The sequence below is a fragment of the Mycolicibacterium doricum genome (genome assembly GCF_010728155.1).
GTDB classification, from domain to species: domain Bacteria; phylum Actinomycetota; class Actinomycetes; order Mycobacteriales; family Mycobacteriaceae; genus Mycobacterium; species Mycobacterium doricum.
Genome location: NZ_AP022605.1, coordinates 3,179,619 through 3,202,083, shown reverse-complemented (window position 1 = coordinate 3,202,083; position 22,465 = coordinate 3,179,619). Strand labels below are relative to the sequence as shown.

General features: G+C 69.0%; 25 protein-coding genes and 1 riboswitch. Of the genes, 13 read left to right on the top strand and 12 right to left on the bottom strand.

The genetic code is table 11. The annotated features are described in order from the left end of the window. Positions 1–4 precede the first annotated feature (4 nt). The 4 genes from G6N07_RS15600 to G6N07_RS15585 all read right to left on the bottom strand — a co-directional run bounded on the left by G6N07_RS15600 (position 5) and on the right by G6N07_RS15585 (position 3,574). Positions 5–1,423 (bottom strand): transglycosylase family protein, encoded by a 1,419-nt coding sequence (locus tag G6N07_RS15600; RefSeq protein ID WP_163784228.1) that lies wholly within the window; start codon positions 1,421–1,423, stop codon positions 5–7. 9 nt (positions 1,424–1,432) lie between these two features. Then, positions 1,433–1,600, bottom strand: a riboswitch (cyclic di-AMP (ydaO/yuaA leader). A gap of 252 nt (positions 1,601–1,852) precedes the next feature. Further along, positions 1,853–2,119 carry a MoaD/ThiS family protein gene (locus tag G6N07_RS15595; protein WP_085192582.1) on the bottom strand — a complete coding sequence of 89 codons (267 nt, stop codon included), beginning with the start codon at positions 2,117–2,119 and terminating at the stop codon, positions 1,853–1,855. Position 2,120: 1 nt separating this feature from the next. Beyond that, positions 2,121–3,173 (bottom strand): GTP 3',8-cyclase MoaA, encoded by a 1,053-nt coding sequence (gene moaA, locus G6N07_RS15590; protein WP_085192583.1) that lies wholly within the window; start codon positions 3,171–3,173, stop codon positions 2,121–2,123. Beyond that, complete coding sequence (locus tag G6N07_RS15585) at positions 3,170–3,574, bottom strand: YccF domain-containing protein (protein WP_085192584.1); 405 nt, start codon at positions 3,572–3,574, stop codon at positions 3,170–3,172. Before G6N07_RS15585 ends, moaA begins: the two co-directional genes overlap by 4 nt. 155 nt (positions 3,575–3,729) lie before the next feature. Between G6N07_RS15585 and G6N07_RS15580 the strand changes: the two genes are divergently transcribed. Together G6N07_RS15580 and G6N07_RS15575 are read left to right on the top strand one after the other, a co-directional pair. Then, positions 3,730–4,140 (top strand): cold-shock protein, encoded by a 411-nt coding sequence (locus G6N07_RS15580; protein WP_085192622.1) that lies wholly within the window; start codon positions 3,730–3,732, stop codon positions 4,138–4,140. Positions 4,141–4,232: 92 nt separating this feature from the next. Further along, on the top strand, positions 4,233–5,237 hold the full coding sequence (locus G6N07_RS15575; protein WP_085192585.1) for a glutathione S-transferase family protein: 1,005 nt from the start codon (positions 4,233–4,235) through the stop codon (positions 5,235–5,237). A gap of 8 nt (positions 5,238–5,245) precedes the next feature. Here the strand turns inward: G6N07_RS15575 and G6N07_RS15570 are convergent, their stop codons facing one another. Beyond that, on the bottom strand, positions 5,246–5,734 hold the full coding sequence (locus G6N07_RS15570) for a DUF2771 domain-containing protein (protein WP_085192586.1): 489 nt from the start codon (positions 5,732–5,734) through the stop codon (positions 5,246–5,248). Next, entirely contained in the window at positions 5,731–7,425 is a 1,695-nt protein-coding gene (locus tag G6N07_RS15565) for an MFS transporter (protein WP_085192587.1), read from the bottom strand. The genes G6N07_RS15570 and G6N07_RS15565 overlap by 4 nt, the downstream gene beginning before the upstream one ends. Before the next feature lie 70 nt (positions 7,426–7,495). Between G6N07_RS15565 and G6N07_RS15560 the strand changes: the two genes are divergently transcribed. Beyond that, positions 7,496–8,269, top strand: coding sequence for a DUF3027 domain-containing protein (locus G6N07_RS15560; protein WP_085192588.1), 774 nt, complete (start codon positions 7,496–7,498; stop codon positions 8,267–8,269). On the opposite strand, the gene G6N07_RS15555 is transcribed toward G6N07_RS15560, so the two are convergent. After that, on the bottom strand, positions 8,270–8,722 hold the full coding sequence (locus G6N07_RS15555) for an SRPBCC family protein (RefSeq protein ID WP_085192589.1): 453 nt from the start codon (positions 8,720–8,722) through the stop codon (positions 8,270–8,272). 35 nt (positions 8,723–8,757) lie between these two features. Next, complete coding sequence (locus tag G6N07_RS15550) at positions 8,758–9,024, bottom strand: DUF2530 domain-containing protein (protein WP_165756781.1); 267 nt, start codon at positions 9,022–9,024, stop codon at positions 8,758–8,760. A 142-nt stretch (positions 9,025–9,166) separates the two neighbouring features. Between G6N07_RS15550 and G6N07_RS15545 the strand changes: the two genes are divergently transcribed. Next, positions 9,167–9,979 carry a TrmH family RNA methyltransferase gene (locus tag G6N07_RS15545; protein WP_085192591.1) on the top strand — a complete coding sequence of 271 codons (813 nt, stop codon included), beginning with the start codon at positions 9,167–9,169 and terminating at the stop codon, positions 9,977–9,979. A 9-nt stretch (positions 9,980–9,988) separates the two neighbouring features. Then, on the top strand, positions 9,989–10,273 hold the full coding sequence (locus tag G6N07_RS15540; protein WP_085192592.1) for a DUF2537 domain-containing protein: 285 nt from the start codon (positions 9,989–9,991) through the stop codon (positions 10,271–10,273). A gap of 36 nt (positions 10,274–10,309) precedes the next feature. Here G6N07_RS15540 and sepH read toward each other — a convergent pair whose 3' ends face one another. Together sepH and serC are read right to left on the bottom strand one after the other, a co-directional pair. After that, positions 10,310–11,176, bottom strand: a complete 867-nt coding sequence (gene sepH / locus G6N07_RS15535; RefSeq protein ID WP_085192593.1) for a septation protein SepH — start codon at positions 11,174–11,176, stop codon at positions 10,310–10,312. Positions 11,177–11,278: 102 nt separating this feature from the next. Beyond that, the gene (gene serC / locus G6N07_RS15530) at positions 11,279–12,391 is read right to left on the bottom strand and encodes a phosphoserine transaminase (protein WP_085192594.1); all 1,113 of its coding nucleotides are present in this window, start codon (positions 12,389–12,391) and stop codon (positions 11,279–11,281) included. A 176-nt stretch (positions 12,392–12,567) separates the two neighbouring features. Between serC and G6N07_RS15525 the strand changes: the two genes are divergently transcribed. The 3 genes from G6N07_RS15525 (at position 12,568) to G6N07_RS15515 (ending at position 15,531) form a co-directional block, all read left to right on the top strand. Continuing rightward, entirely contained in the window at positions 12,568–13,584 is a 1,017-nt protein-coding gene (locus tag G6N07_RS15525) for an AurF N-oxygenase family protein (protein WP_085192595.1), read from the top strand. Between the two features lie 14 nt (positions 13,585–13,598). Further along, the gene (locus G6N07_RS15520; RefSeq protein ID WP_085192596.1) at positions 13,599–15,284 is read left to right on the top strand and encodes an FAD-dependent oxidoreductase; all 1,686 of its coding nucleotides are present in this window, start codon (positions 13,599–13,601) and stop codon (positions 15,282–15,284) included. A gap of 67 nt (positions 15,285–15,351) precedes the next feature. Then, complete coding sequence (locus tag G6N07_RS15515) at positions 15,352–15,531, top strand: DUF2795 domain-containing protein (protein ID WP_085192623.1); 180 nt, start codon at positions 15,352–15,354, stop codon at positions 15,529–15,531. Between the two features lie 43 nt (positions 15,532–15,574). On the opposite strand, the gene G6N07_RS15510 is transcribed toward G6N07_RS15515, so the two are convergent. Continuing rightward, positions 15,575–16,195 (bottom strand): maleylpyruvate isomerase family mycothiol-dependent enzyme, encoded by a 621-nt coding sequence (locus G6N07_RS15510; protein WP_085192597.1) that lies wholly within the window; start codon positions 16,193–16,195, stop codon positions 15,575–15,577. Continuing rightward, positions 16,192–17,322 carry a citrate synthase 2 gene (locus G6N07_RS15505; RefSeq protein ID WP_085192598.1) on the bottom strand — a complete coding sequence of 377 codons (1,131 nt, stop codon included), beginning with the start codon at positions 17,320–17,322 and terminating at the stop codon, positions 16,192–16,194. Before G6N07_RS15505 ends, G6N07_RS15510 begins: the two co-directional genes overlap by 4 nt. Positions 17,323–17,383: 61 nt before the next feature. On the opposite strand from G6N07_RS15505, the gene pdxH reads away from it, so the two are divergent. From pdxH to G6N07_RS15480, 5 genes are all read left to right on the top strand, one after another. Beyond that, on the top strand, positions 17,384–18,046 hold the full coding sequence (pdxH, locus tag G6N07_RS15500; RefSeq protein ID WP_085192599.1) for a pyridoxamine 5'-phosphate oxidase: 663 nt from the start codon (positions 17,384–17,386) through the stop codon (positions 18,044–18,046). 235 nt (positions 18,047–18,281) lie between these two features. After that, entirely contained in the window at positions 18,282–18,929 is a 648-nt protein-coding gene (locus G6N07_RS15495; protein ID WP_085192624.1) for a TetR/AcrR family transcriptional regulator, read from the top strand. A 95-nt stretch (positions 18,930–19,024) separates the two neighbouring features. Beyond that, on the top strand, positions 19,025–20,329 hold the full coding sequence (locus G6N07_RS15490; RefSeq protein WP_085192600.1) for a citrate synthase: 1,305 nt from the start codon (positions 19,025–19,027) through the stop codon (positions 20,327–20,329). Positions 20,330–20,461: 132 nt separating this feature from the next. Then, positions 20,462–21,898, top strand: coding sequence for an MFS transporter (locus G6N07_RS15485; RefSeq protein WP_085192601.1), 1,437 nt, complete (start codon positions 20,462–20,464; stop codon positions 21,896–21,898). Continuing rightward, positions 21,888–22,313: a MarR family winged helix-turn-helix transcriptional regulator gene (locus G6N07_RS15480; RefSeq protein WP_085192602.1), complete on the top strand. Its 426-nt coding sequence runs from the start codon at positions 21,888–21,890 to the stop codon at positions 22,311–22,313. Before G6N07_RS15485 ends, G6N07_RS15480 begins: the two co-directional genes overlap by 11 nt. The last annotated feature ends 152 nt before the right edge of the window (positions 22,314–22,465 follow it).

Genomic DNA, 22,465 nt, shown 5'->3' with positions numbered 1-22,465 from the left:
TGACTCAAGCGGGCGGCAGGACCGGAGCGCCCGGCGCGGGGGGCGGACCTGCTGCGGGCGCCGGGGCCGGTACGGGGGCCGTGCCAACCTGGATGGGTGCCGGGCCACCGGGGGTGTCGGGCGTGGTCAGCGGCCGCTGGGTCAACGCCAGCAGCGCATCAGCACCCGAGACCTCCTGGGTCTGGATCGCGTGCCAGAGCTCTTTGAGGTAGGTGACGTTCGGACTCTGCCCGGGCACCTGCCCGGGGTTCACGGTGGTCCCCGGCGGCAGGTTCTCCGGGCTGGCGAGATGCGCCACCTCGGCGGGCACCTGAGGCAGACCGGCGGGCATGGCCGGAACCTGACCGCTGGCCACCTGATTGGCGGCGTCGAAGACCGGCGGTGGGATGTCGACCGCGTTCAGCGGGGCCAGCGGGTCGGGGGCCGGTGCGGCCACCGGCGCGAGAGCAGGCCCCGGCGCGGGAGCAGGGGGAGCAGGGTGCGGCGCGGGAGCCGGGGGAGCGGGCTGCAGCGGCGCCGGCACGCCGAGCGACCAGTTCTGCGGCTGCGGCTGATCCGGTGCCGGCGCCGCAACGGTGTCCCAGTTCGCGGCGGCCGCGGCGACGGCGCTGTCGACCGGCGCGGCCGGCGGAGGGATATCGGCGGGTGGGGGCAGCGGCACACCGGCAGGCGCCGGAGCCGGAGCTGGGGCAGCCCAGGCCGCGGGGTCTACCGGTGCGGGCGGAGGCGGCAGCGGCGCGTCGAGCGGTGCCGCCGCGGGCGGGGGCACCGGAGCCGCGGGCGGGGGTACCGGAGCGGGCGGCAGCGGAGCCGCGGGCGGGGGCGCTGCGGCGGGTGCAGCCAGCGCGTCGATCGGTGCGGGCGGCGGCGGAGGCACCGGAGCCGGAGGCAGGGCCCCGGGCGGCAGCGGGGCGGGTGCGGGTGCCGGTGCGGCCAGCGCGTCGAACGGCACCTGGGCCGGAGGTGGCGGCGGCGCGAAAGGATCGATCGGCGGCAGAGGCGCCACGATGCCGTTGAGTGGGGCCGCGTCGATCGGCCGGTCGACGATGTTGCGCGGCGTCGCGCCGGACAGCGGACCTCCGCAGGACGGCCATGCGCCCTTGCCCTGGCTGGCGAGCACCCGCTCGGCGACGGCGATCTGCTCTTCCTTGGTGGCCAGGTAGGCCGCGGGTGCGAACTCACCGCCGCCGTGGCCGGCCCACGTGCTGGGCGAGAATTGAAGGCCGCCGTGGTAGCCGTTGCCGGTGTTGATGGCCCAGTTGCCGCCGGATTCGCAGGACGCTACCCGGTCCCACTCACCGTCGGTGGCGGCACCGGCGTGGCCGGCGAGGGCGAGGCTTCCGCCACCGATGACAGCACCGGTGAAGGCGATCTTGGCGACACTGACCGTGGAGTTCGTGGGCTTGCGATGCCGTCCACTCATAAGTGCGATAGGTCCTCTCGTCGGCGCCCGCGAGGTCAGCTGTCGGGTTCGGGTGGGAGAGGTCACCCGGCCGGTCTCGGTTGCCCGATCTCGGCTTCACCCCAAGGGGCCGCTGGCAGCCCCGGGTCCTTCGGTGGACCGGTGGGTCCCCCGCCTCCATCCAGGTGGTTTGTGGTCCCCGCGTCGACGGATGGAGCTCGGCGCTATCGGGCGGGGCGGGCCAGTTGATTAGGGTCGTCTGGCCTGGGACAGAACCGTAACCGCTGACCGCCCACCAGTCACCTTTTCGCCACCGCCGCGTTTTCGGCGAGAGCAAATCTTAAAGGGGCTCTAAAGGTGCAGTTGGCTCGTCGTTTTCGCAGGAGTTTGCGGGCGTGAAGTCGGCTATAGCCAGCTTGTGACCATATCGTTATGTGATGCAAATCACGCTTATCCGCCGGCGAACGGGGGAAGCACATCGAGCGTCTGCGCGTTGATCAGCGCCATTCCAGCATCCCGCACGGCGACACCGTCGCAGAGGTACGAACACCGAGCCAGCACCCGGCCGAATTCCGGGCTGCGCGACGCCAATCCGTCGACCAGGGCTTGAACCGTCGTGCCCGTGGGCACGGTGAGATCCTCGGATTCCGTGCCGGCGGCGGCCCGTGCGGCGGCGAAGTAGCGGACCGCGACGCGCACCGTTGTCGTGGTCGACACGTCACCCTCCGATCGCGCTCATCGGCCGGGAGGGCTGTTCGAAATTCGGATCGTTGATCCCGTGACCAACGGCCTTCGTCCACATCGCCGCGCGCCAGGCCTGCTCGATCACCTCGTCGTCGGCGCCGTCGCGCAACAGCCGTCGCAGATCGCTCTCCTCGCGAGCGAACAGGCAGTTGCGCACCTGACCGTCGGCGGTGAGCCGGGTGCGGTCACATGCCGCGCAGAAGGCCTCCGACACCGACGCGATCACCCCGACCGTCGCGGTTCCGCCGTCGACCCGCCACAGCTGTGCGGGCGCGGCGCCCCGCGGCGCGGGGTCGGGGACCAGGGTGAAGTGCTCACCCAGCGCGGCGAGGATGCCGGCGGCCTCCAGTGAGCGTCCGCGCCGCCACCGGTGTTCGGCGTCGAGCGGCATCTGCTCGATGATGCGCAGCTGGTAGCCGTGGTCGATACAGAAGCGCAGCAGCGGGACCGCGTCGTCGAGGCCGGTGTCGGGGTCGAGGACCGCGTTGACCTTGACCGGGGCCAGACCCACCTCCTTGGCGGCGGCCAACCCGGCGAGCACGTCGTGCAGCCGGTCGCGCCGGGTGATGCGCGCGAAGTGCGCGGCGTCGACACTGTCGAGTGACACATTGACCCGGTCGAGTCCCGCCGCCTTGAGCGACTCGGCGCGCCGGGACAGCCCGATGCCGTTGGTGGTCATCGCCATCTCAGGGCGGGGCCGCAGCGCACCCGTGGCGGCCACCACTTCTTCGAGATGGCGCACCACCAGCGGTTCACCACCGGTGAAGCGCACGTTGGTGATGCCGAGGCGGGTCACCGCGATGCCCAGCAGCCGGACGAGTTCGTCTGCGCGCAACAATTGCCCACCGGGGAGCCAGTCCAGGCCGTCGGCAGGCATGCAGTAGGTGCAGCGCAGGTTGCAGCGGTCGGTCAGCGACACCCGCAGGTCGGTGGCGATGCGGCCGAAGGTGTCGACGAGCGGTCCGGTGGTGGGCATACCGGCGGCAGGGCGCTGGATGGTCGGGACGCCGAGTGCAGTCAAGGTCATACGGTGGCTCGCCGGTCGGTTCTTACCTGGTCGACCGGCACGATCTCCTTGCCGAGCGGCACCAGCGAGATGGGGACCATCTTGAGGTTGGCCAGCGCCAACGGGATGCCGATGATCGTGACGGCCATCGCCGCCGCGCTCACGATGTGGCCGATCGCCAGCCAGATCCCGAACACCAGTACCCAGATGACATTGCCGACCAGCGCGCCGGGTCGGGGGCCCGGCTTCTCGACGATGGTGCGGCCGAACGGCCACAGCGCATAGGACGCGATCCGGAAGGCCGCCAACCCGAACGGGATGGTGATGATGAGGACAAAGCAGACGATTCCCGCCAGCGCATACCCCAGCGCAAGCCACAGGCCGCCGAAGATCAACCAGATGATGTTGAGTATGACTCGCATATCGGGCGCACTTCTTCCTCCAGCGGTGGCACAAAGCCTACCGATAAGGGTGTGAAGTCGCCGGTCGAGTCCGAGTAGGATCGGCATCGACGCGTCCCGGCGCAAGCGGGACGCTTTTCCTTATGTTGGTGCGAGACGACGAGCAGGTGACCAAAGTGCCGACCGGCAGGGTGAAGTGGTACGACGCCGAGAAGGGCTTCGGCTTTCTGTCCCAGGAGGACGGCGAGGACGTGTACGTCCGGTCCTCGGCGTTGCCCGCGGGTGTCGACGGTCTCAAGGCAGGCCAGCGCGTCGAGTTCGGCGTCGCGGCGGGCCGCCGGGGCCCCCAAGCGTTGAGCCTCACGCTGATCGATCCGCCGCCGAGCCTGAGCAAGACTCGGCGCGAGGCCGAACGTCCCGAGCACAAGCACAGCCCGGACGAACTGCACGGCATGATCGGTGACCTGATCACGCTGCTGGAGAGTGCGATCCAGCCGGACCTGCAGAAAGGCCGCTACCCGGACCGCAAGGTCGCGCGCCGGGTGTCGGAGGTCGTCAAGGCCGTCGCCCGCGAACTCGACGCCTGATCTTTCGTCTTCCGCGCTGGTGCGAAACCACTGCGAATTCCTCGGGATTTCTCCCGCCGGCTTCACACTCGGAGAAGGGGCACACTGCGGCCATGAGCTACGTCGCAAGCGGAGGCGAATTCGACCGCGACACCGACTACATCGAGACCCGGATCACCGCCGACGGCCGCGACGGCTACCCGGTCGAGCCGGGGCGTTACCGTCTGATCGTGGCGCGCGCCTGCCCGTGGGCCAACCGCACGATCATCGTCCGTCGACTGCTCGGCCTCGAAGACGCGCTGTCCATCGGCTTCTGCGGGCCAACGCACGACGAGCGCAGCTGGACCTTCGACCTCGACCCCGGCGGCGTCGACCCGGTGCTGAAGACCCCGCGACTGCAGGACGCCTATTTCAAGCGGTTCCCCGACTACCCGAAGGGCATCACGGTGCCCGCGGTCGTCGAGGTGTCGACGGGCCAGGTTGTCACCAACGACTTCCGACAGATCACGCTCGACTTCTCGACGGAGTGGACCGCCTACCACCGCGACGGTGCGCCTGACCTCTACCCCGACAAACACCGCGACGAGATCGACGAGGTGGCTCAGCGCATCTACACCGAGGTCAACAACGGCGTCTACCGTTGCGGATTCGCCGGTTCACAACGTGCGTACGAGAAGGCCTACGACCGGCTGTTCGCCGCGCTGGACTGGATCGAGGACCGGCTGGCCGGGCAGCGATACCTGGTCGGCGACACCATCACCGAGGCCGATGTCCGGTTGTTCACCACACTGGCCCGGTTCGATCCCGTCTACCACGGGCATTTCAAGTGCAATCGAGCCAAGCTCTCGGAGACGCCTGCTTTGTGGGGGTACGCCAGGGACCTGTTCCAGACTCCCGGCTTCGGCGACACCGTCGACTTCGTGCAAATCAAGCAGCACTACTACATCGTCCATTCCGACATCAACCCGACACAGGTGGTGCCCAAGGGCCCCGCTCTGGCCAACTGGCTGACGTCGCACGGGCGGGAAGCGTTGGGCGGCAGACCGTTCGGTGACGGGACGCCGCCGGGCCCGACGCGCGAGGGCGAGCGGGTGGTCCCCGAGCACACTCCGCTCTAGGGCAGCTCTTAGGGCCACACCATCCGCACGGACCACTCCGCGTGCGGAATCTCGAAGACCTCCCCGGCCTCGTCCTGCACGAGCGTCAGCAGCTGCACGGCGATCCCGGTGAGCCGGCCGCGCTGCGGGTCGACGGTCGGGATCGTCACCGCGAGCCGGGTGTCGGGCCGGAACACCGATTCGGTGGTGTCGGCGGGGCGTTCGTAGACGCGTAGCAGCCGCCACGGCGCCTCGGCGATCGCCGCTGGAACCGACAGCTGCACCGGATCACGTTCGTTCACCGCCAGTTCCCCCTGATGACCGGCGGGCATGCAGTCGGTGGGGTCGATGACGTCGCAGAACTGGAAGGGCCCGACGCGGGTCAACTCTCCGTGGGTGAACGCGCTGATCTGTGGCAGTGCGGGCTCGTGGTCGCGGGTCAGCTGCCCCACGATGAATACCGTGGCCGCGGCCGCCAGCACCGCGACGGCCGCCAGCACGGCCGGTACGCGCTTCACTCGTACGCCACCCCGGCGGCGTCGGGGCGACGGCCTTCCTGTTCGGCCAGCACCGGCCGGTTGCCGCCGAACCCTGGGATCAGCGATTCGCCGCGGTAGCTCACCACGGTCTGGGCCAGCCCGAGAATCAACACGGCCGTGATAGTAGTGAAGCCGATCCACAGGTCGGTGTAGACGAGCACCCCGGTGGCGCCGCCGGCGACCCACGCGAGCTGCAGCAGCGACTCCGAGCGCCCGAACGCCGACGCCCTGGACTCCTCGGGGAGGTCGTCCTGCAGCGACGCGTCCAGCGAGGCCTTGGCGATGGCGCTGGCACCCGAGGTGATCAGCGTGGCGACCGCTGCCACCAGCAGGTTCCCTGTCACTGCGGTCAGCAGCGCGACCGCGGTCACCGCGGTGGCCGCCCGCACCACCAGCCGCGCGGGGTGGCCCAGTTCCAGCCTCGCGCTGGTCATGTTGCCGATGAAGTTGCCGACGGCGGCCGCAGCACCGATCAGGCCGAGGATGCGCAGCTGTTCCCAACCGCTGGCGTCGTGCGATTTCGCGACGAACGCCGGGTAGAGGAACAGGAACCCGACCATCACCTTGATCGTGCAGTTGCCCCACAGCGCCGTGATGGTGTTCCGGCCCAGCGGCTGGCGCGCCTTGCCGGACCGCTCGGGCGGCGGCTCGCGCCGCACGACACCGCTGCCACCGTGGTAGCTCAGCGTCGCGGGCACCTCACCCGCGGTGACCTCCACCCATTTCGGAATCCGCATCGACAGCGCCGCGCCCGCGATCGTCGCGGCGACGAGGACGTACAGCGCACCGGGCAACTGGAACAGGTTGAGCAGGTATTCCGCACCGGCGGCGACCGCACCGCCGACCACGGTGCCGCCCAACAGCCCGAACGTCGTGAGCCGTGAGTTGACCCGCACCAGGTCGATGCTCGGGGGCAGCACCCGGGGGGTGACGGCGCTGCGTAGCACCGAAAACGATTTCGACAGCACCATCATCCCCAATGCGCAGGGATAGAGCACCCACGACTGGTAGCTCCCGGTCACGCCGTCGTAGTTGGCGATCAGCAGCACCACCAGCGCGGTTCGCGCCAGGAACGAGGCGGCCAGCGCGACACGGCGGCCGTGCTGCAACCGGTCGAGGGCCGGGCCGATGAGCGGTGCGATCACCGCGAACGGCGCGATGGTGATGAGCAGGTACAGTGCGACCTTGCTCTTGCTCTCCCCACTGGCCGCGGCGAAGAACAACGTATTCGCCAACGCCACCGCCATCGCGGCGTCGACGGCGAAGTTGGCCACCACCGGCCAGGTGAGGGCCGTCAGGCCCGACTTGTCCGCGCCATCCGCGGTCGCGGCCCGGTGCACCAGGCCGTACATTTTGGACCCCATCTCGCGGCCGCGCAGCGCCGCGGCGCGGGTGACGGTGACCCTGCCCGCAGCCCCACCCACACCGGGCGGCGGATCGTAGTGATATCCGGGAGGGGGCGTCGGCTCGTCCAGCGGGGGCAACCAGCGGTTCGCGCTGGGAGTGGGCTGCCTGCGCGGGCGGCGGTAGCCACCCCCGTCGCTCGGGTAGTTCGCCATTCCGGGGTGGTCGTGGCCGGCGGGCGGCCGCGGAGGGTGGTAACGAGCGTCGCGCCGGGAGTCTTCGTCACTCTTATCGCGTCGGCCGGCCACGCCACGATTGTCCCCCATGGCGCCGACTGGCGGCTTACCGCCGACCGGTGTGGCTTTCCGGTATCGCTCTGCGGCACTATGGGAGGCGATGGACAGTCTGACCGGGACCGCCGCCGACGTGGCCCAACCCCCTGCCGACCTCGAGGCGGTGCTGATGGGCGCCGCCGAGCAGGCCCGCGCTGCGCTCGTCGAGTTCAGCGGACCGGACACGATCGGGGAGTACCTCGGCGCGTCGCTCGAGGATCCGACGTCGGCGACCCACCGGTTCCTGGCCGACATGCCCGGTTACCGGGGCTGGCAGTGGGCGGTCGTCGTCGCCGCGTACCCCGGCGCGGAGCAGGCCACCATCAGTGAATTGGTGCTTGTCCCGGGTCCGACGGCGCTGCTGGCCCCCAAGTGGGTTCCGTGGCATGAGCGGGTGCAACCAGGGGACCTCGGCCCCGGCGACATGCTCGCGCCGCCGCGCGAAGATCCCCGGCTGGTGCCCGGCTACCTCGCCAGCGGTGACCCGCAGGTCGACGAGACCGCGGCGGAAGTGGGGCTGGGCCGCAAACAGGTACTGAGTCGGTGGGGGCGCATCGATGCCGCTCAGCGTTGGCACGACGGCGAGTTCGGGCCCGGTTCGGCGATGGCCCGCTCGACGAAGCGGGTCTGTCGCGACTGCGGGTTCTACCTGCCGCTGTCCGGTTCGCTAGGGGTCATGTTCGGCGTGTGCGCCAACGAGATGTCGGCCGACGGCCACGTGGTCGACTCCGAATACGGCTGCGGTGCGCACTCTGACACCCCGGCGCCGCAGTTCACCGGGTCGCCACTGTACGACCCGTACGACGACGGCGTGATCGACGTCGCCGGCGACGACTGACTACCGCTCCGCGGCGGCCTTGATCTTGGCCAGTGACTCGTTCATCCCGACGACCAGCTCCCGCTCGAAGCTTGGGACGCCGCCGAAGAATGCGTTGACGGTCATGTTCGACACCGCGGTCGTACCGTTCTCGGCGTTGCGGGTCTCGACCAGCCGCGTTCCGGTGTCCGTCGGCTCGAGTTCGTAGCTCCACACCGTCTTGTTGGCATCGACGCGGAACGCCACCTTCTTCTCGGGTACGAACTCGGTGACGGTGCAGGTGGTCGGCCAGACGAGGAACTTGCGCCGGTTGAGGTTGATCGTCTTGGCGCCCGGCCGCAGCGGGCCGAGCACCTTCATGACCCGGCACTGCGGGCTCCACTGCGGCATCCGGCCGAGGTCGGAGACCAGTGACCACACCTTGGTCACCGGGGCGTCGATATCGATCTCCGCACGAAGCAACTTTGCGGCCATGTGTCCTCCTGCGATCGGGGCGGTGAGCTGAGTCCTCAGCGAAGTCCGCTCTGGGCGCCGCGCGCGCCGCGGCGTACGGCGTGACGTTGCCACAGAAAGACGGAAGTGCCAAACACGCCGATGCCCAGCCCGGCGATCGTGAACGGACGCCATTCGTGCAGTGCGGCGACCGTGAACGCCAGCACGGCGGCGATGAGCCACACCGCGGCGATCACGAGAATGACGGGCCGCGGATCGAGCAGGGCGTCCGGCAGTGGGGGTGGCTGCGGTGATTCACTCTCCGGGGCGTGTTCGTCGGCCATCAGTGCCAACCTAGCCCATCGAATAGGGACCGTAGCCAGCGTTGTCGGTTCTGCTCGCGGGTTCATGCCGATCGCGCTGACCTGATGTCGGCGTTGGCCGAGCACAGCGCGTAAGCTTCGCCGCCGTGCGGAGATCGAGGCGTTGACCACCGTCATCGACGTCGGCGACCCCGCCGACCCCCGCCTCGACGACTTCCGAAACCTCAACAGCATCGACCGCAGACCCGACCTGCCCGGCGGCAAAGGGCTGGTGATCGCCGAGGGCGTGCTGGTGGTGCAGCGCATGCTGGCATCGCGGTTCGCCCCCCGCGCGCTGTTCGGGACCGACCGTCGGCTCACCGAACTGGGTGCGGACCTCGACGGTGTCGACGCCCCGTTCTACCGGGCGGACGCCGAGGTGATGGCCAAGGTGGTCGGCTTCCATCTGAACCGGGGTGTGCTGGCGTCGGCGTCACGACCGCCGGAGATCAGCGTGGCCGACGCGCTTTACGGTGTCCGCACCGTGGCGGTGCTCGAAGGTGTCAACGACCACGAAAACCTCGGATCGATGTTCCGCAACGCCGCCGGACTCGGCGTCGGCGCGGTGATCTTCGGGGCGGGGTGCGCCGACCCGCTGTACCGGCGGGCGGTGCGGGTGTCGATGGGCCATGCGCTGCTCGTGCCGTTCGCGCGCGCCGCCGCGTGGCCGGACGAGCTGAAATTATTGCGTGACCAAGGGTTCGGCCTGCTCGCGATGACGCCGGACCCCGCCGCGGACACTCTGGCGACGGCGATGGCCGCGCTGCGTGACGAGAAGGTCGCGGTCCTCGTCGGTGCGGAGGGCCCGGGTCTTACCCAGCGGTCGATGCGGGCCAGCGATCGGCGGGTGCGCATCCCGATGTCACGGGGCACCGATTCGCTCAACGTGGCCACCGCCGCCGCGTTGGCGTTCTACGAACGGGCACGATCCGGCTAGATTGACCCGGTGACCGACGAATCCACGCCGTGGAGCACGGGTTTGACGGTGGCCGCCGGAGTGGCAGCGGTGATTGCCACGGCCGTCATCGTGCTGAGCCTCGGGCTGCTGCGGGTGCACCCACTGCTGGCGGTCGGCCTGAACACGGTCGCCGTGGGAGGGTTGGCGCCGACGGTATGGGGTTGGCGGACCCGGCCGGTGTGGCGCTGGTTCGCGTTCGGTGCGGGCGTCGGCGTGGCGGGCGGATGGATCGCCCTGCTCGCTATCACGCTCAGCGGCTTGGCGCCGGCTTAGCGCTCATCGGGTGTTGTCGGCTCTTCGCGCGAGCGCTCATCGCTGACCGCCGGAGCGCACGCCGAGCAACACGTCCTCCCACCCGGGAACCGTCGGGTGGGCCTTGGCTTTGCGCGACTTCGCCGGCTTGGGTTGGGGTTCCGGCACGGTCCCGGCTGCTGGGGGAGGTTCCGGTTCGGCCGTGAGTTCGGGCTCAGGTTCGGGTTGGTGCAGCGGTGCAGGGGCGGACGCGGCCACGGGTGCCCGCGGGGCGACGGGAGCGTCGAAGTCCAGCTGGGCGAGCGGTGCGACGGGGCGCAGCGGGCGGCTGAAGTCCGGGTCGATGAGCTGGTGAGCCGCCTCGTCGAACGCGGTGACCGTACCGCCGTGCGAGCCGGGGGAGAACCGGAAGTGGGCGACGTTGTCGGACCGGCCGGCCTTCCACGCCACCTGTACCGTCCAGCGTCCGTCTTCGTTGCGCCAGGCGTCCCAGTTCGTCGCGTCCGGGTCGAGCCCGCGGGCGACCAGCGCGGTGCTGACTGTCTCGAGGAGAGTGAGCACCGCCGGGCCGTCGGACAGCACCGGATGCGCGGCGGTCGCGAGCTCGGCGGCCCGTGACCGTTCCAACAGCACCGGGTGGGCAAACCGTTCGACCCGCTCGATCGGCATCCCGGAGGCGTTGGCGACCTGCTCGACCGAGGCCCCGGCGCGGATCTTGGACTGGATATCCCTAGGGCGCAGCGCGTTGTGCACCTCGACATCGATCATGGTCTGGTCGGCGGATCGATTGAACGCGGCCCGGTCCCCGCGGGCCGCGGCGCGGAACCGGTCGTCGATGCGCAGGGTGAACCTCTCGCCGGAGTCGGTCTGGCAGAGCACCGTGTTGCCGTCGACGTCGAGTTCGACGACCTTGAGTTCCCGCACTGCGACCTCCTCCGGGCTCGTTCGCGGCGCCAGGCGCCAGCCCGATTAGCTGGTCAGCCTACTGCGTTACCTGCCTATCACCACGTTGACACGCGGCACCGACTACAACCGTTCGACGACCCAGTCCACGCATTCGGTGAGCGCACTGACGTCCTCGGGATCGACGGCAGCGAACATCGCGACGCGCAACTGGTTGCGGCCGAGTTTGCGGTACGGCTCGGTGTCAACGATCCCGTTGGCGCGCAAGACCTTTGCCACTGCGGCGGCGTCGACGTCCTCGGAGAAGTCGACGGTGCCCACGACCTGCGAGCGCAGCGCCGGGTCGGCGACGAACGGGGTGGCGAAGCTCGACGTTTCGGCCCACGAGTACAGCCGCTGTGACGAGTCGGCGGTGCGCTTGACGGCCCAGTCCAGCCCGCCGTTGCCGTTGAGCCAGTCCAGCTGCTCGGCGAGCAGCACCAGCGTGCCGATCGCGGGGGTGTTGTACGTCTGGTTCTTGACGCTGTTCTCCACCGCGATCGGCAGGGAGAGGAAGTCGGGTACCCAGCGGCCGGACTGCGCGATCGCCTCGATGCGCGTCAGCGCGGCGGGGCTGACGACCGCGAGCCACAGGCCGCCGTCGCCGGCGAAGTTCTTCTGCGGGGCGAAGTAGTAGGCGTCGGCCTGCGCGATGTCCACAGCGAGTCCGCCCGCACCGGAGGTCGCGTCGATGACGATCAACGCGTCGTCGGAGCCGGCGGGGCGCTGCACCGCGACCGCGACACCGGTCGAGGTCTCGTTGTGTGCCCACGCGATGACGTCTACCGACGGATCCGCCTGCGGTGCCGGCGCGCTGCCGGGATCGGCCTTGACGACGATCGGGTCGCCGACGAACGGATTCCTGGCGACGGCCGAGGCGAATTTCGCACTGAACTCGCCGTAGGTGAGATGCAGGGAGCGCTGGTCGATCAGCCCGAACGCCGCGGCGTCCCAGAACGCGGTGCTGCCGCCGTTGCCGAGGATGACCTCGTAGCCGTCGGGCACCGAGAAGAGCGCCTTGACGCCGTCGCGAACCCGGCCCACGAGGTTCTTGACCGGAGCCTGGCGGTGCGAGGTGCCGAACAGGTCCCCGGCGGCCGCGAGCGCGGCGAGTTGCTCCGGACGCACCTTCGACGGCCCGGACCCGAAGCGTCCGTCGCGGGGCTTGAGGTCGGCGGGTATGGAGAGTTCGGCCATGGCTCACCAGCCTAGTTCCCGGCGATTTCGGAGCGGTAATCGACGGTCGGCGCCCGTCAGCGCACTGAAAGCCCGGCGATGCTCAGCAACCCTCAGTCGGCCCATGGACTTCTACCCGATACCTGCGGTACTGTGTACAGGAGACGGCTGAATGTAAACCCGCACGGGAGGTTCTCATGGCTCGCACACGCACCGTCCGCCGGTGGCGTCGCAACATGGACGTCACCGAAGACAAGGCTTACGTGGACACACTGACCACCCTGTCCGAGGGGTCGGTGCGACGGAACTTCAACCCGTACACCGACATCGACTGGGACAGTCCAGATTTCGCTGTGATCGACGACGACCAGCGGTGGGTCCTTCCGCGGACCGATCCGTTCGGGCGGCATCCGTGGTATCAGTCCCAGCCGCTGGAGCGGCAGATCGAGATCGGCCGGTGGCGGCAGGCCAATGTCGCCAAGGTGGGCCTGCAGTTCGAAATCATCCTCATCCGCGGCCTGACGAACTACGCGTTCTGGGTGCCCAACGGCTCACCCGAGTACCGCTACTGCATGCACGAGACGGTCGAAGAATGCAACCACACCATGATGTTCCAGGAGATGGTGAACCGCATCGGCGCTGACGTACCCGGAATGCCGCGGATGCTGCGCTGGCTGTCTCCGTTCATCCCGCTGGTCGCCGGTCCCCTGCCGATCCCGTTCTTCTTCGGCGTGCTCGCCGGCGAGGAGCCCATCGACCACACACAGAAGAACGTGCTCCGCGAGGGCAAGGACCTGCATCCGATCATGGCGCGGGTGATGGCCATCCACGTCGCGGAGGAGGCGCGCCACATCTCGTTCGCCCACGAATACCTGCGCAAGCGCCTGCCGCAGCTACCGCGCCGGCAGCGGTTCGTCCTGTCGCTGTACGTCCCGTTGGCGATGCGGGTGCTGTGCCAGGCGATCATCGTCCCGCCGAAATCGTTCTGGCGTGAGTTCGACATCCCGAAATCGGTGAAGAAGGAGTTGTTCTTCCGCGCTCCGGAGTCGCGGCAGTTCCTGCGCGACATGTTCGGTGACGTCCGGATGCTTTGCCACGAGACCGGCCTGATGAACCCCTTGGCGAAGCTGATGTGGCGCATCTGCCGGATCGACGGACGCCCTAGCCGGTACCGCAGCGAACCGCATCGCCAACACGTCGCCACCGCGGCGTAGGAGGGCGCACGGCCTTGCCCCATGTGATCACCCAGTCGTGCTGCAGCGACGGGTCGTGTGTGTTCGCATGCCCGGTCAACTGCATCCATCCGACCCCTGACGAGCCGGGCTTCGCGACCGCCGAGATGCTCTACATCGACCCGGCGGCCTGCGTCGACTGCGGGGCGTGCGTGAGCGCCTGTCCGGTCGGTGCGATCGCCCCGGTGTCGATGCTGACCGAGGCGCAGTTGCCGTTCGTCGAACTCAACGCCGCCTTCTACCCCGAGCGCCGACCCGACGAGAAGGTGCCGCCGACGTCCAAGCTGGCGCCGGTGCCAGACGCTCCCGTCGTCCACTCGCGTCCCGGCGGCCCGCTGAAGGTCGCCATCGTGGGGTCGGGTCCTGCCGCCATGTACGCCGCCGACGAACTCCTCACCCAACGCGGGGTGCGGGTGACCATGTTCGAGCGGCTGCCGACGCCCTACGGCCTGGTCCGTGCGGGCGTCGCGCCCGACCACCAGAGCACCAAGCGGGTGACGCGGCTGTTCGACCAGGTGACGGCCCGGCGCGAACTGCGGCTGTATCTCAACGTGGAGGTCGGCACGCACGTGAGTCACGCCGACCTGCTGGCCCACCATCACGCCGTGGTATACGCCGTCGGGGCTCCCAACGACCGCCGCCTCGACATCGACGGAATGGGCCTGCCCGGCACTGCGACGGCCACCGAGGTCGTCGCCTGGTACAACGGCCACCCCGACTACGCCGCCCTACCGGTGCGCCTGGACCACGACCGCGCGGTGATCATCGGCAACGGCAACGTGGCCCTCGACGTCGCCCGCATCCTCACCACCGAACCGGACCTGCTGGCCGCCACCGACATCGCCGACCACGCGCTGGCCGCGCTGCGCGCCTCGCGGGTCGAGGAGGTGGTAATCGCCGCTCGTCGCGGGCCCGCGCAATCGGCGTTCACGCTGCCCGAGCTCATCGGGTTGACGGCCACATGCGACGTCGTCCTGGAGGCGGCCGACCATGACCTCGTTCGGCGCGACCTGACCGACGAGACCGACCCGCTCACCCGCAACAAGCTCGAGATCCTCGCGAAGCTTCCCGACGCCTCCGCGCCGGTCACCCGCCCACGGATCCGGCTGGCCTACCGGCTGACACCGCGACGTGTCACGGGCGAGACGCGCGCCGAGGGCGTCGAATTCACCGTCACCGGCACCGATCAGGCGTGCCGCCTGGACGCCGGTCTCGTGCTGACGTCCATCGGCTACCGCGGCAGGCCGATCACCGGGTTGCCGTTCGACGACGCCGCCGGCGTCGTGCCCAATGACGGCGGCCGCGTCGTGGACCCGGCGTCGGGGCGACCGGTCGCGGGCAGCTACGTCGCAGGCTGGATCAAACGCGGACCGACCGGGTTCATCGGCACCAACAAGTCCTGCGCCGCGCAGACGGTGCACCACCTGGTGGCCGACTACAACACCGGGGTGCTCGCCCCGCCGTCGGCCGGCTACCGCGAGCTCGACCGGTTGGTGCGAGATCGCCGGCCCGACGTGGTCGACACCGCGGGCTGGCGCGCGATCGACGCGGCGGAGACCGCACGCGGTGGCGGGCAACGCCCTCGGGTGAAGTTCACCTCGGTCCCCGACATGCTGGAGGCCGCGGCGGCCGCACCGGCGCCGACTCTCGGGCGGCGCCTGCTCGCCGGATTGCTCGGATAGGGCACGTTTCGGTCGGCGGTCGGCGGTCACTCTCGCTCGCGTAAGCGAAATGGGAAGGAGCGACCGCATGCCGAATCCGATCGATGTGCAGAAGACACTGGGCGGGGTCTCGTACCCTTGTTCGAAGGAAGACCTGATCGAGCACGCCAAGAGCAACGGCGCCGACCAGGACATCCTCGACGGGCTGCAGAAGCTACCCGACGGTGAGATCAGCGGCCCGGACCAGGTTCAGAAGGCGGTCTTCTGACTTTCCGGCTGCCCACCCCCGCGCCACCGACAGATCTCATCGGTCAGACGAGGGAGAACCCCGGCGGTAGTGCAACCCGTCCCGTCAGTGCCAGCAGCACCTGCGGACCGCGGTCGGAGATGACCGCGATGTCCGCGGCCAACCGCACCGCGTCGGCCAGCACTTCGGCCGGCGGCGCGTAGTCGACACCCGCCGCCCGCGCGATGTCCAGACCGTGCACGACGAGCTCGAACGTCCGCGTCGGTAGGTAATTGCTCAGCCGGATGCCCAGCCCGCCGATCACCTCGATCAACGGATCATCGGGGACGACGTCTACGTCGGCCCGTGCTCGCGCGAGCAGGCTGGCGACGCTCGCCGCCGGATCCTCCCCGAGATCGCGGCCCGCCTGCCTGCCGCGCTGCGCCACGGCCGCCGGGTCGATCCCGAGCGCGGCGGGGGTCACCTTGACGTAGTACTCGGCGGCGCTGGTGACGTCCTCTCGCGCCGCGGTCGTCTGCAGGTAGGCGCTGACGGTGATCAGCGAGCGCGTGGTGTGGCCGACGAGCGCCCGCAGATCCCACTCACCCAATCCAGGACCGTCCCACGAGGCGGCGGGCAGCCGGCCCACCAGATCGGCGAAACTGTCTGCGGCTCCGGCGAATATGCCGACCGGATCTGCGCTCACTTGGCGGCGATGCGGTCCCAGCCCTCGACAGACTCGGGGCTGCGGGGGTCGGGTCCGACGTAGATCGCCGACGGGCGCACGAGCTTGCCCAGTCGCTTCTGCTCGAGAATGTGGGCGCACCACCCGGCGGTGCGCCCACAGGTGAACATCGCCGGCATCATCGAGGCGGGTACGCGGGCGAAGTCGAGGATCACCGCAGCCCAGAACTCGACATTCGTCTCGATTGCCCGGTCGGGGCGGCGCTCGGCCAGTTCGGCCAGTGCTGCCTGCTCGAGCGCGGCGGCCACCTCGTAGCGCGGGACCTCCAGACGTTCGGCGGCGGCGCGCAGTACGCGGGCCCGCGGATCCTCCGCGCGGTACACCCGGTGCCCGAACCCCATCAGCTTGTCCTTGCGGTCGAGGATGCCCTTGACCACGGCGCGGGCGTCACCGGTGCGCTCGACGTCGTCGAGCATCGGCAGCACCCGCGCCGGTGCGCCGCCGTGCAGTGGGCCGCTCATCGCGCCGACGGCACCGGACAGCGCGGCCGCGACGTCTGCGCCGGTGGAGGCGATGACCCGGGCGGTGAACGTCGAGGCGTTCATCCCGTGTTCGGCGGCGGTCACCCAGTAGGCGTCGATGGCTTCGACGTGCTTCGGATCGGGGTCGCCCTGCCACCGGGTCATGAAACGCGCTGTGACGGTGCTGCATTCGTCGATCGACCGCTGTGGGATCGCCGGCCGGTGGATTCCCCGCGCGGATTGTGCGACGTAGGACAGCGCCATCACCGAGGCACGCGCGAGTTGGGCGCGGGCGGTGTCGTCGTCGATGTCGAGGATCGGTTTGTAGCCCCAGATCGGTGCGAGCATCGCGAGGCCGGCCTGCACGTCAACGCGGACGTCGCCGCTGCGAATCGGCAACGGGTACGGTTCGGCAGGCGCCAGCCCGTCGCCGAACTTCCCGTCGACCAGCAGCGCCCACACGTCACCGAAGGTCACCCGGTTGGCGACCAGGTCCTCGATGTCCACGCCGCGGTAACGCAGCGCGCCGCCGTCCTTGTCGGGTTCGGCGATCTGGGTGGTGAACGCCACCGTTCCCTCGAGCCCCTCGACGAAGTTCTCCGGCACCGACGGCGACGTCTGAGTCATGGCCAGATTCTCGCACCCGGGGCAACAGTCGCCGGGGACCGGTCGGCGTAGCGTTGGCGCGGTGACGGAGGCCGACAACGAGCACTTGGCGTGGATGCGGGTGGAATACGGATCGGTGGAGAAAGACGGCAGCGCCGACCTCGACGTCGACTGGCTGGCCGACGGCTGGGTTGCCCTGCTGCGCAGGTGGTTAGCCGATGCGGAGGCGGCCGCGATCTGCGAGCCGAACGCGATCGTGCTCGGCACCGTCGACGCCGCCCGACGCCCGGTCACCCGCACTGTGTTGTGTAAGAGCGTCGACGACACCGGTATCACCTTCTTCACCAACTACGGCTCCGCCAAGGGTGCAGATCTGGCGGGCGCACCCTACGCCTCGGCGACGTTCCCGTGGTTCGCCCTGGGGCGTCAGGTCCATGTGCGCGGACCGGTGACCAAGGTGTCGGCCGAGGAGACCGCCGACTACTGGTCCAAGCGGCCCCGCGGATCGCAACTCGGCGCGTGGGCCTCGCAGCAGTCCCGGCCGATCGCCTCGCGGGAGGCGCTGCTCGATCGACTCGCCGAGGTGACCGAGCGGTTCGCCGATCACGACACGGTGCCGGTGCCGCCGGACTGGGGTGGCTACCGCATCGCAGCCGAGGTGGTGGAGTTCTGGCAGGGTCGGGAAAACCGCGTGCACAACAGGATCCGGCTGAGCGGGGGGCGCGTCGTGCGGCTCCAGCCCTAGCGGGAGGCGGTTCTTCGTAGTGCCGGTGCAGCCCGCGCTGGCGGGGAACAACCTGTGGGTGCTGCACGGTGTCGTCCGCGTGTTGGCGGCGGTGGGCTTCGTCGCCGCCGCGCTCGCACCGGCGTTCGTGGCTACCGCACCCTGTCCGAAAGTGACAAAGCCCGGAGAACAGGCGATCTGCGCCGGATGGCAAGATCAACTGCTTTTTGCCTCCGGTGGGACTAGCATCCCAACGGTGTCTGATCTCGACGGCGCACCGGTCCTGGGCCTGCGCGAACGGAAGAAGCAGCGCACTCGGACCACCTTGATCAACTCCGCGGTGGAGCTGTGCGACCGACAGGGTTTCGAGAACACCACCGTCGATCAGATCGCCGCGGTCGCCGATGTCTCGCCGCGCACCTTCAGCCGGTACTTCGCGACCAAGGAAGCGGTGGTACTGGCCGCCATCGACGACATCATCGAGGTCGTCGCCGTCGAACTCCGTAAGCAACCGCCTGACATCAGCCACCTCGAGGCGATCTTCCGCAGCCACATCACCGCGTTCACGCGCACCAAGTCGGCACCGCCGACCGGTCTGACCGAGCAGCGGCTGCTGGCGTCGGCGCGCATCGTGACGTCGTCGAAGGCGCTCATACACGCCTCGACCCGATTTCGCCTCGGCGCGGTGAACTTCGCACTCGTCGAGCGCATGGGAACCGGACCCGACGACCGGCGGCTGCAACTGGTGGCCGCGGTGTGGGGCGCGATCATGATGGCCGCACTCGCCGATTTCGGTCCGGACATCGACCGGGGAACCATGACCGTCGACGGCATCGTGTCCCGCATAGAGATGGCGTATGCCCGATTCCTCGACGTCACCGCCGACGTCAGGCAGCTGGTCTGAGCAACTGCCCGCCCCCCGCAAGCACGTCCGTCACGATGGGGCTACCTTTTGTAGACGAGGGTCTGCATCCGCGGAGCGACGATGAAGGGATTCCCGTGGCCGAAAATCCGTCCAGTGCGACTGAGCGCGCCAAGCTGAGCTACCCCGGCGGCGAGCTTGAGCTGGATATCGTCCCGGCCACTGAGGGTGCCGACGGCATCGCACTGGGGTCGCTGCTGGCGAAGACCGGCTACGCCACTTTCGACGGCGGTTTCGTCAACACCGCATCGACGAAGAGTGCGATCACCTATATCGACGGGGACGCCGGAATCCTGCGCTACCGCGGTTACCCGATCGAGCAGCTGGCCGAGAAGTCGACGTTCATCGAGGTGAGCTACCTGCTCATCTACGGTGAGCTGCCGACCGCCGACCAGCTCGAGGACTTCACCACCAAGATCCAGCGGCACACCCTGCTACATGAGGATCTCAAGCGCTTCTTCGACGGGTTCCCGCGCAACGCCCACCCGATGCCGGTGCTGTCGAGCGCGGTCAACGCGTTGAGCGCCTACTACCAGGACTCGCTCGACCCGATGGACAAAGGCCAGGTCGAGCTGTCGACGATCCGGCTGCTGGCCAAGCTGCCGACGATCGCCGCCTACGCGTACAAGAAGTCCGAGGGACAGCCGTTCCTGTACCCGGACAACTCGCTGACGCTGGTGGAGAACTTTTTGCGGATGACGTTCGGCTTCCCGGCCGAGCCCTACGAGGTCGACCCCGAGATGGTGCGGGCGCTCGACATGCTGCTGATCCTGCACGCCGACCACGAGCAGAACTGCTCGACCTCGACGGTGCGGTTGGTGGGGTCGTCGCAGGCCAACCTGTTCACCTCGATCTCGGGCGGCATCAACGCACTGTGGGGCCCGTTGCACGGCGGCGCCAACCAGGCGGTGCTGGAGATGCTCACGAAGATCCAGCAGTCCGACGGTGACGTCCGCGAGTTCGTACGCAGGGTCAAGGACCGTGAGGACGGCGTGAAGCTGATGGGCTTCGGTCACCGCGTCTACAAGAACTACGATCCGCGCGCCCGGATCGTCAAGGAGCAGGCCGACAAGATCCTCGGCAAGATAGGCGTCGAGGACGAGCTGCTCGACATCGCGAAGTCGCTCGAAGATGTCGCGCTGACCGACGACTTCTTCGTCGAGCGCAAGCTGTACCCCAACGTCGACTTCTACACGGGCGTGATCTACCGGGCGATGGGCTTCCCCACGCGGATGTTCACCGTGCTGTTCGCGCTCGGCCGGCTGCCCGGGTGGATCGCGCACTGGCGGGAGATGCACTCCGAGCCCGGCAAGATCGGCCGCCCGCGGCAGATCTACACCGGCTACACCGAGCGCGACTACATCGACACCTCGAACCGCTAGGTCATTTTTCGCCCAAACGAACAAACGGGCGGGAAAGTGCGAGTGATCTTCGCCACTACGTCATTCTCGGCGTGGGGGTTGCTTCGCCGATAGTTGTAGTTTCACAATCGTTGTGTGATTGACACTGTCGGCATGAGCACGCGGCGCAAGACTGTCATCCTGGTCTCGTGCTGTCTGAGCCTGCTGATCGTTTCCATGGACGCCACGATTGTCAACGTCGCGATCCCGGCGGTCCGCTCGGATCTGCACGCCACACCGTCGCAACTACAGTGGATGGTCGCCGTCTACACCCTGGTGCTCGCGTCGCTGCTCATCCTGGCGGGCGCGACGGGGGACCGGTTCGGGCGGCGCCGGGTGTTCCAGATCGGGCTCACCGTCTTCGCACTCGGATCGCTGCTGTGCAGTCTCGCGCCCAACATCGAGACGCTGATCGTGGCGCGACTGTTGCAGGCGATCGGCGGTTCGATGATGAACCCGGTTGCACTGTCGATCGTTTCGCAGATCTTCACCGGACCGGTGGAACGCGCCAGGGCGTTGGGCATCTGGGGATCTGTGGTCGGCATCGCCATGTCACTGGGGCCGATCGTCGGCGGTCTGCTCATCGAGACGGCCGGTTGGCGGGCGGTGTTCTGGATCAACCTGCCCATCTGCGCGGCGGCGATCATCCTGACCGCGGTGTTCGTGCCCGAGACCAAGTCGACGACCATGCGCAACATCGATCCGATCGGTCAGGCGCTGGCCGTGGCGTTCCTGTTCGGGACCGTGTTCGCGCTGATTGAGGGGCCCGGTCTGGGTTGGACGAATCCGGTCACACTCGTCGCGGCCGTGGTCGCCGTAGTGGCGTTCGTGTTCTTCCTGCGCTACGAGTCACGCCGCCACGACCCCTTCATCGACCTGCGCTTCTTCCGGAGCATCCCGTTCAGCGCGGCGACGGTGACCGCGGTGTCGGCGTTCGCCGGCTGGGGCGCGTTCCTGTTCATGATGTCGCTGTATCTGCAGGGTGAGCGTGGCTACTCCGCCATGGAGACCGGTCTGATCTACCTGCCCATCGCGATCGGCGCGCTGCTGTTCTCCCCGCTATCCGGCCGGATGGTGGGGCGGTTCGGCGCTCGGCCGTCGCTGCTGATCGCCGGCGTACTGATCACGGCGGCCTCGGCGATGCTGAGCTTCCTGACCGCCACCACCCCCGTCTGGGAACTGCTGATCGTCTTCGCCGTCTTCGGTATCGGGTTCTCGACGGTCAACGCGCCGATCACCAACGCCGCGGTCAGCGGGATGCCGTTGGAGCGTGCCGGCGCGGCGTCGGCGGTGACGTCGACCAGCAGGCAGATCGGGGTGAGCATCGGTGTGGCGCTGTGCGGTTCCGTCGCGGGTGGAGCGCTGGCGGGCACGTCGACGGACTTCGCCACCGCGGCGCGGCCGCTGTGGTTCGTGTGCGTCGCACTCGGCCTGGTCATCACCGCGCTCGCGGTCTACTCGACGTCGGGCCGGGCGATGCGGTCCGCCGACCGGCTGGCGCCGCTGATCTCAGGGGATGTGGTGTCGCAGGGGGTGCCCCGTGCCGCGTAATCCGCTCGCCGACGAGGTCTGGAATGCGTTGACATCCTTGGTCTTCGACAACCGGGACAGCTGGCGGCGCGCGGTGGTCGAGCAGACCGGTCTGCCGTTCAGTCGCGTCCGGGTGTTGCGACGGCTGGGCCGCCAGCCGATGACGGTGAAAGAGGTGGCGCAGGCGGCGACCCTCGACGCCCCGGCCGCCACGGTCGCCGTCAACGATCTGGAAGAGCGCGGCCTGGTGGTGCGCGAAGTCGACCCGGCGAACCGCCGTTGTAAGACGGTGTCGCTGACCGAGGCCGGTTGCGCGGTGCTCGCAGGGATCGAGGCCATCGACGATCCCGCCCCCGACGTGCTGGCGGCCCTGGACGACGACGAACTGCGCGCACTGCGGACGGCGCTGGCGAAGCTCACCTTCGAGACGAGCTGAGTAATCAATCCGGGTCAGCGTGACGTTGTAGCGGCGCACCCCGTCGGTCGGCGCGATGTCGCTATGGTGCGGCGGCATGCGTGGCGTCGCGGCGTCGCGGTGGCCGGTGTGGCGATCACAAGCCCCGCGGCGGCCCCGGCCGGCATCCAGGT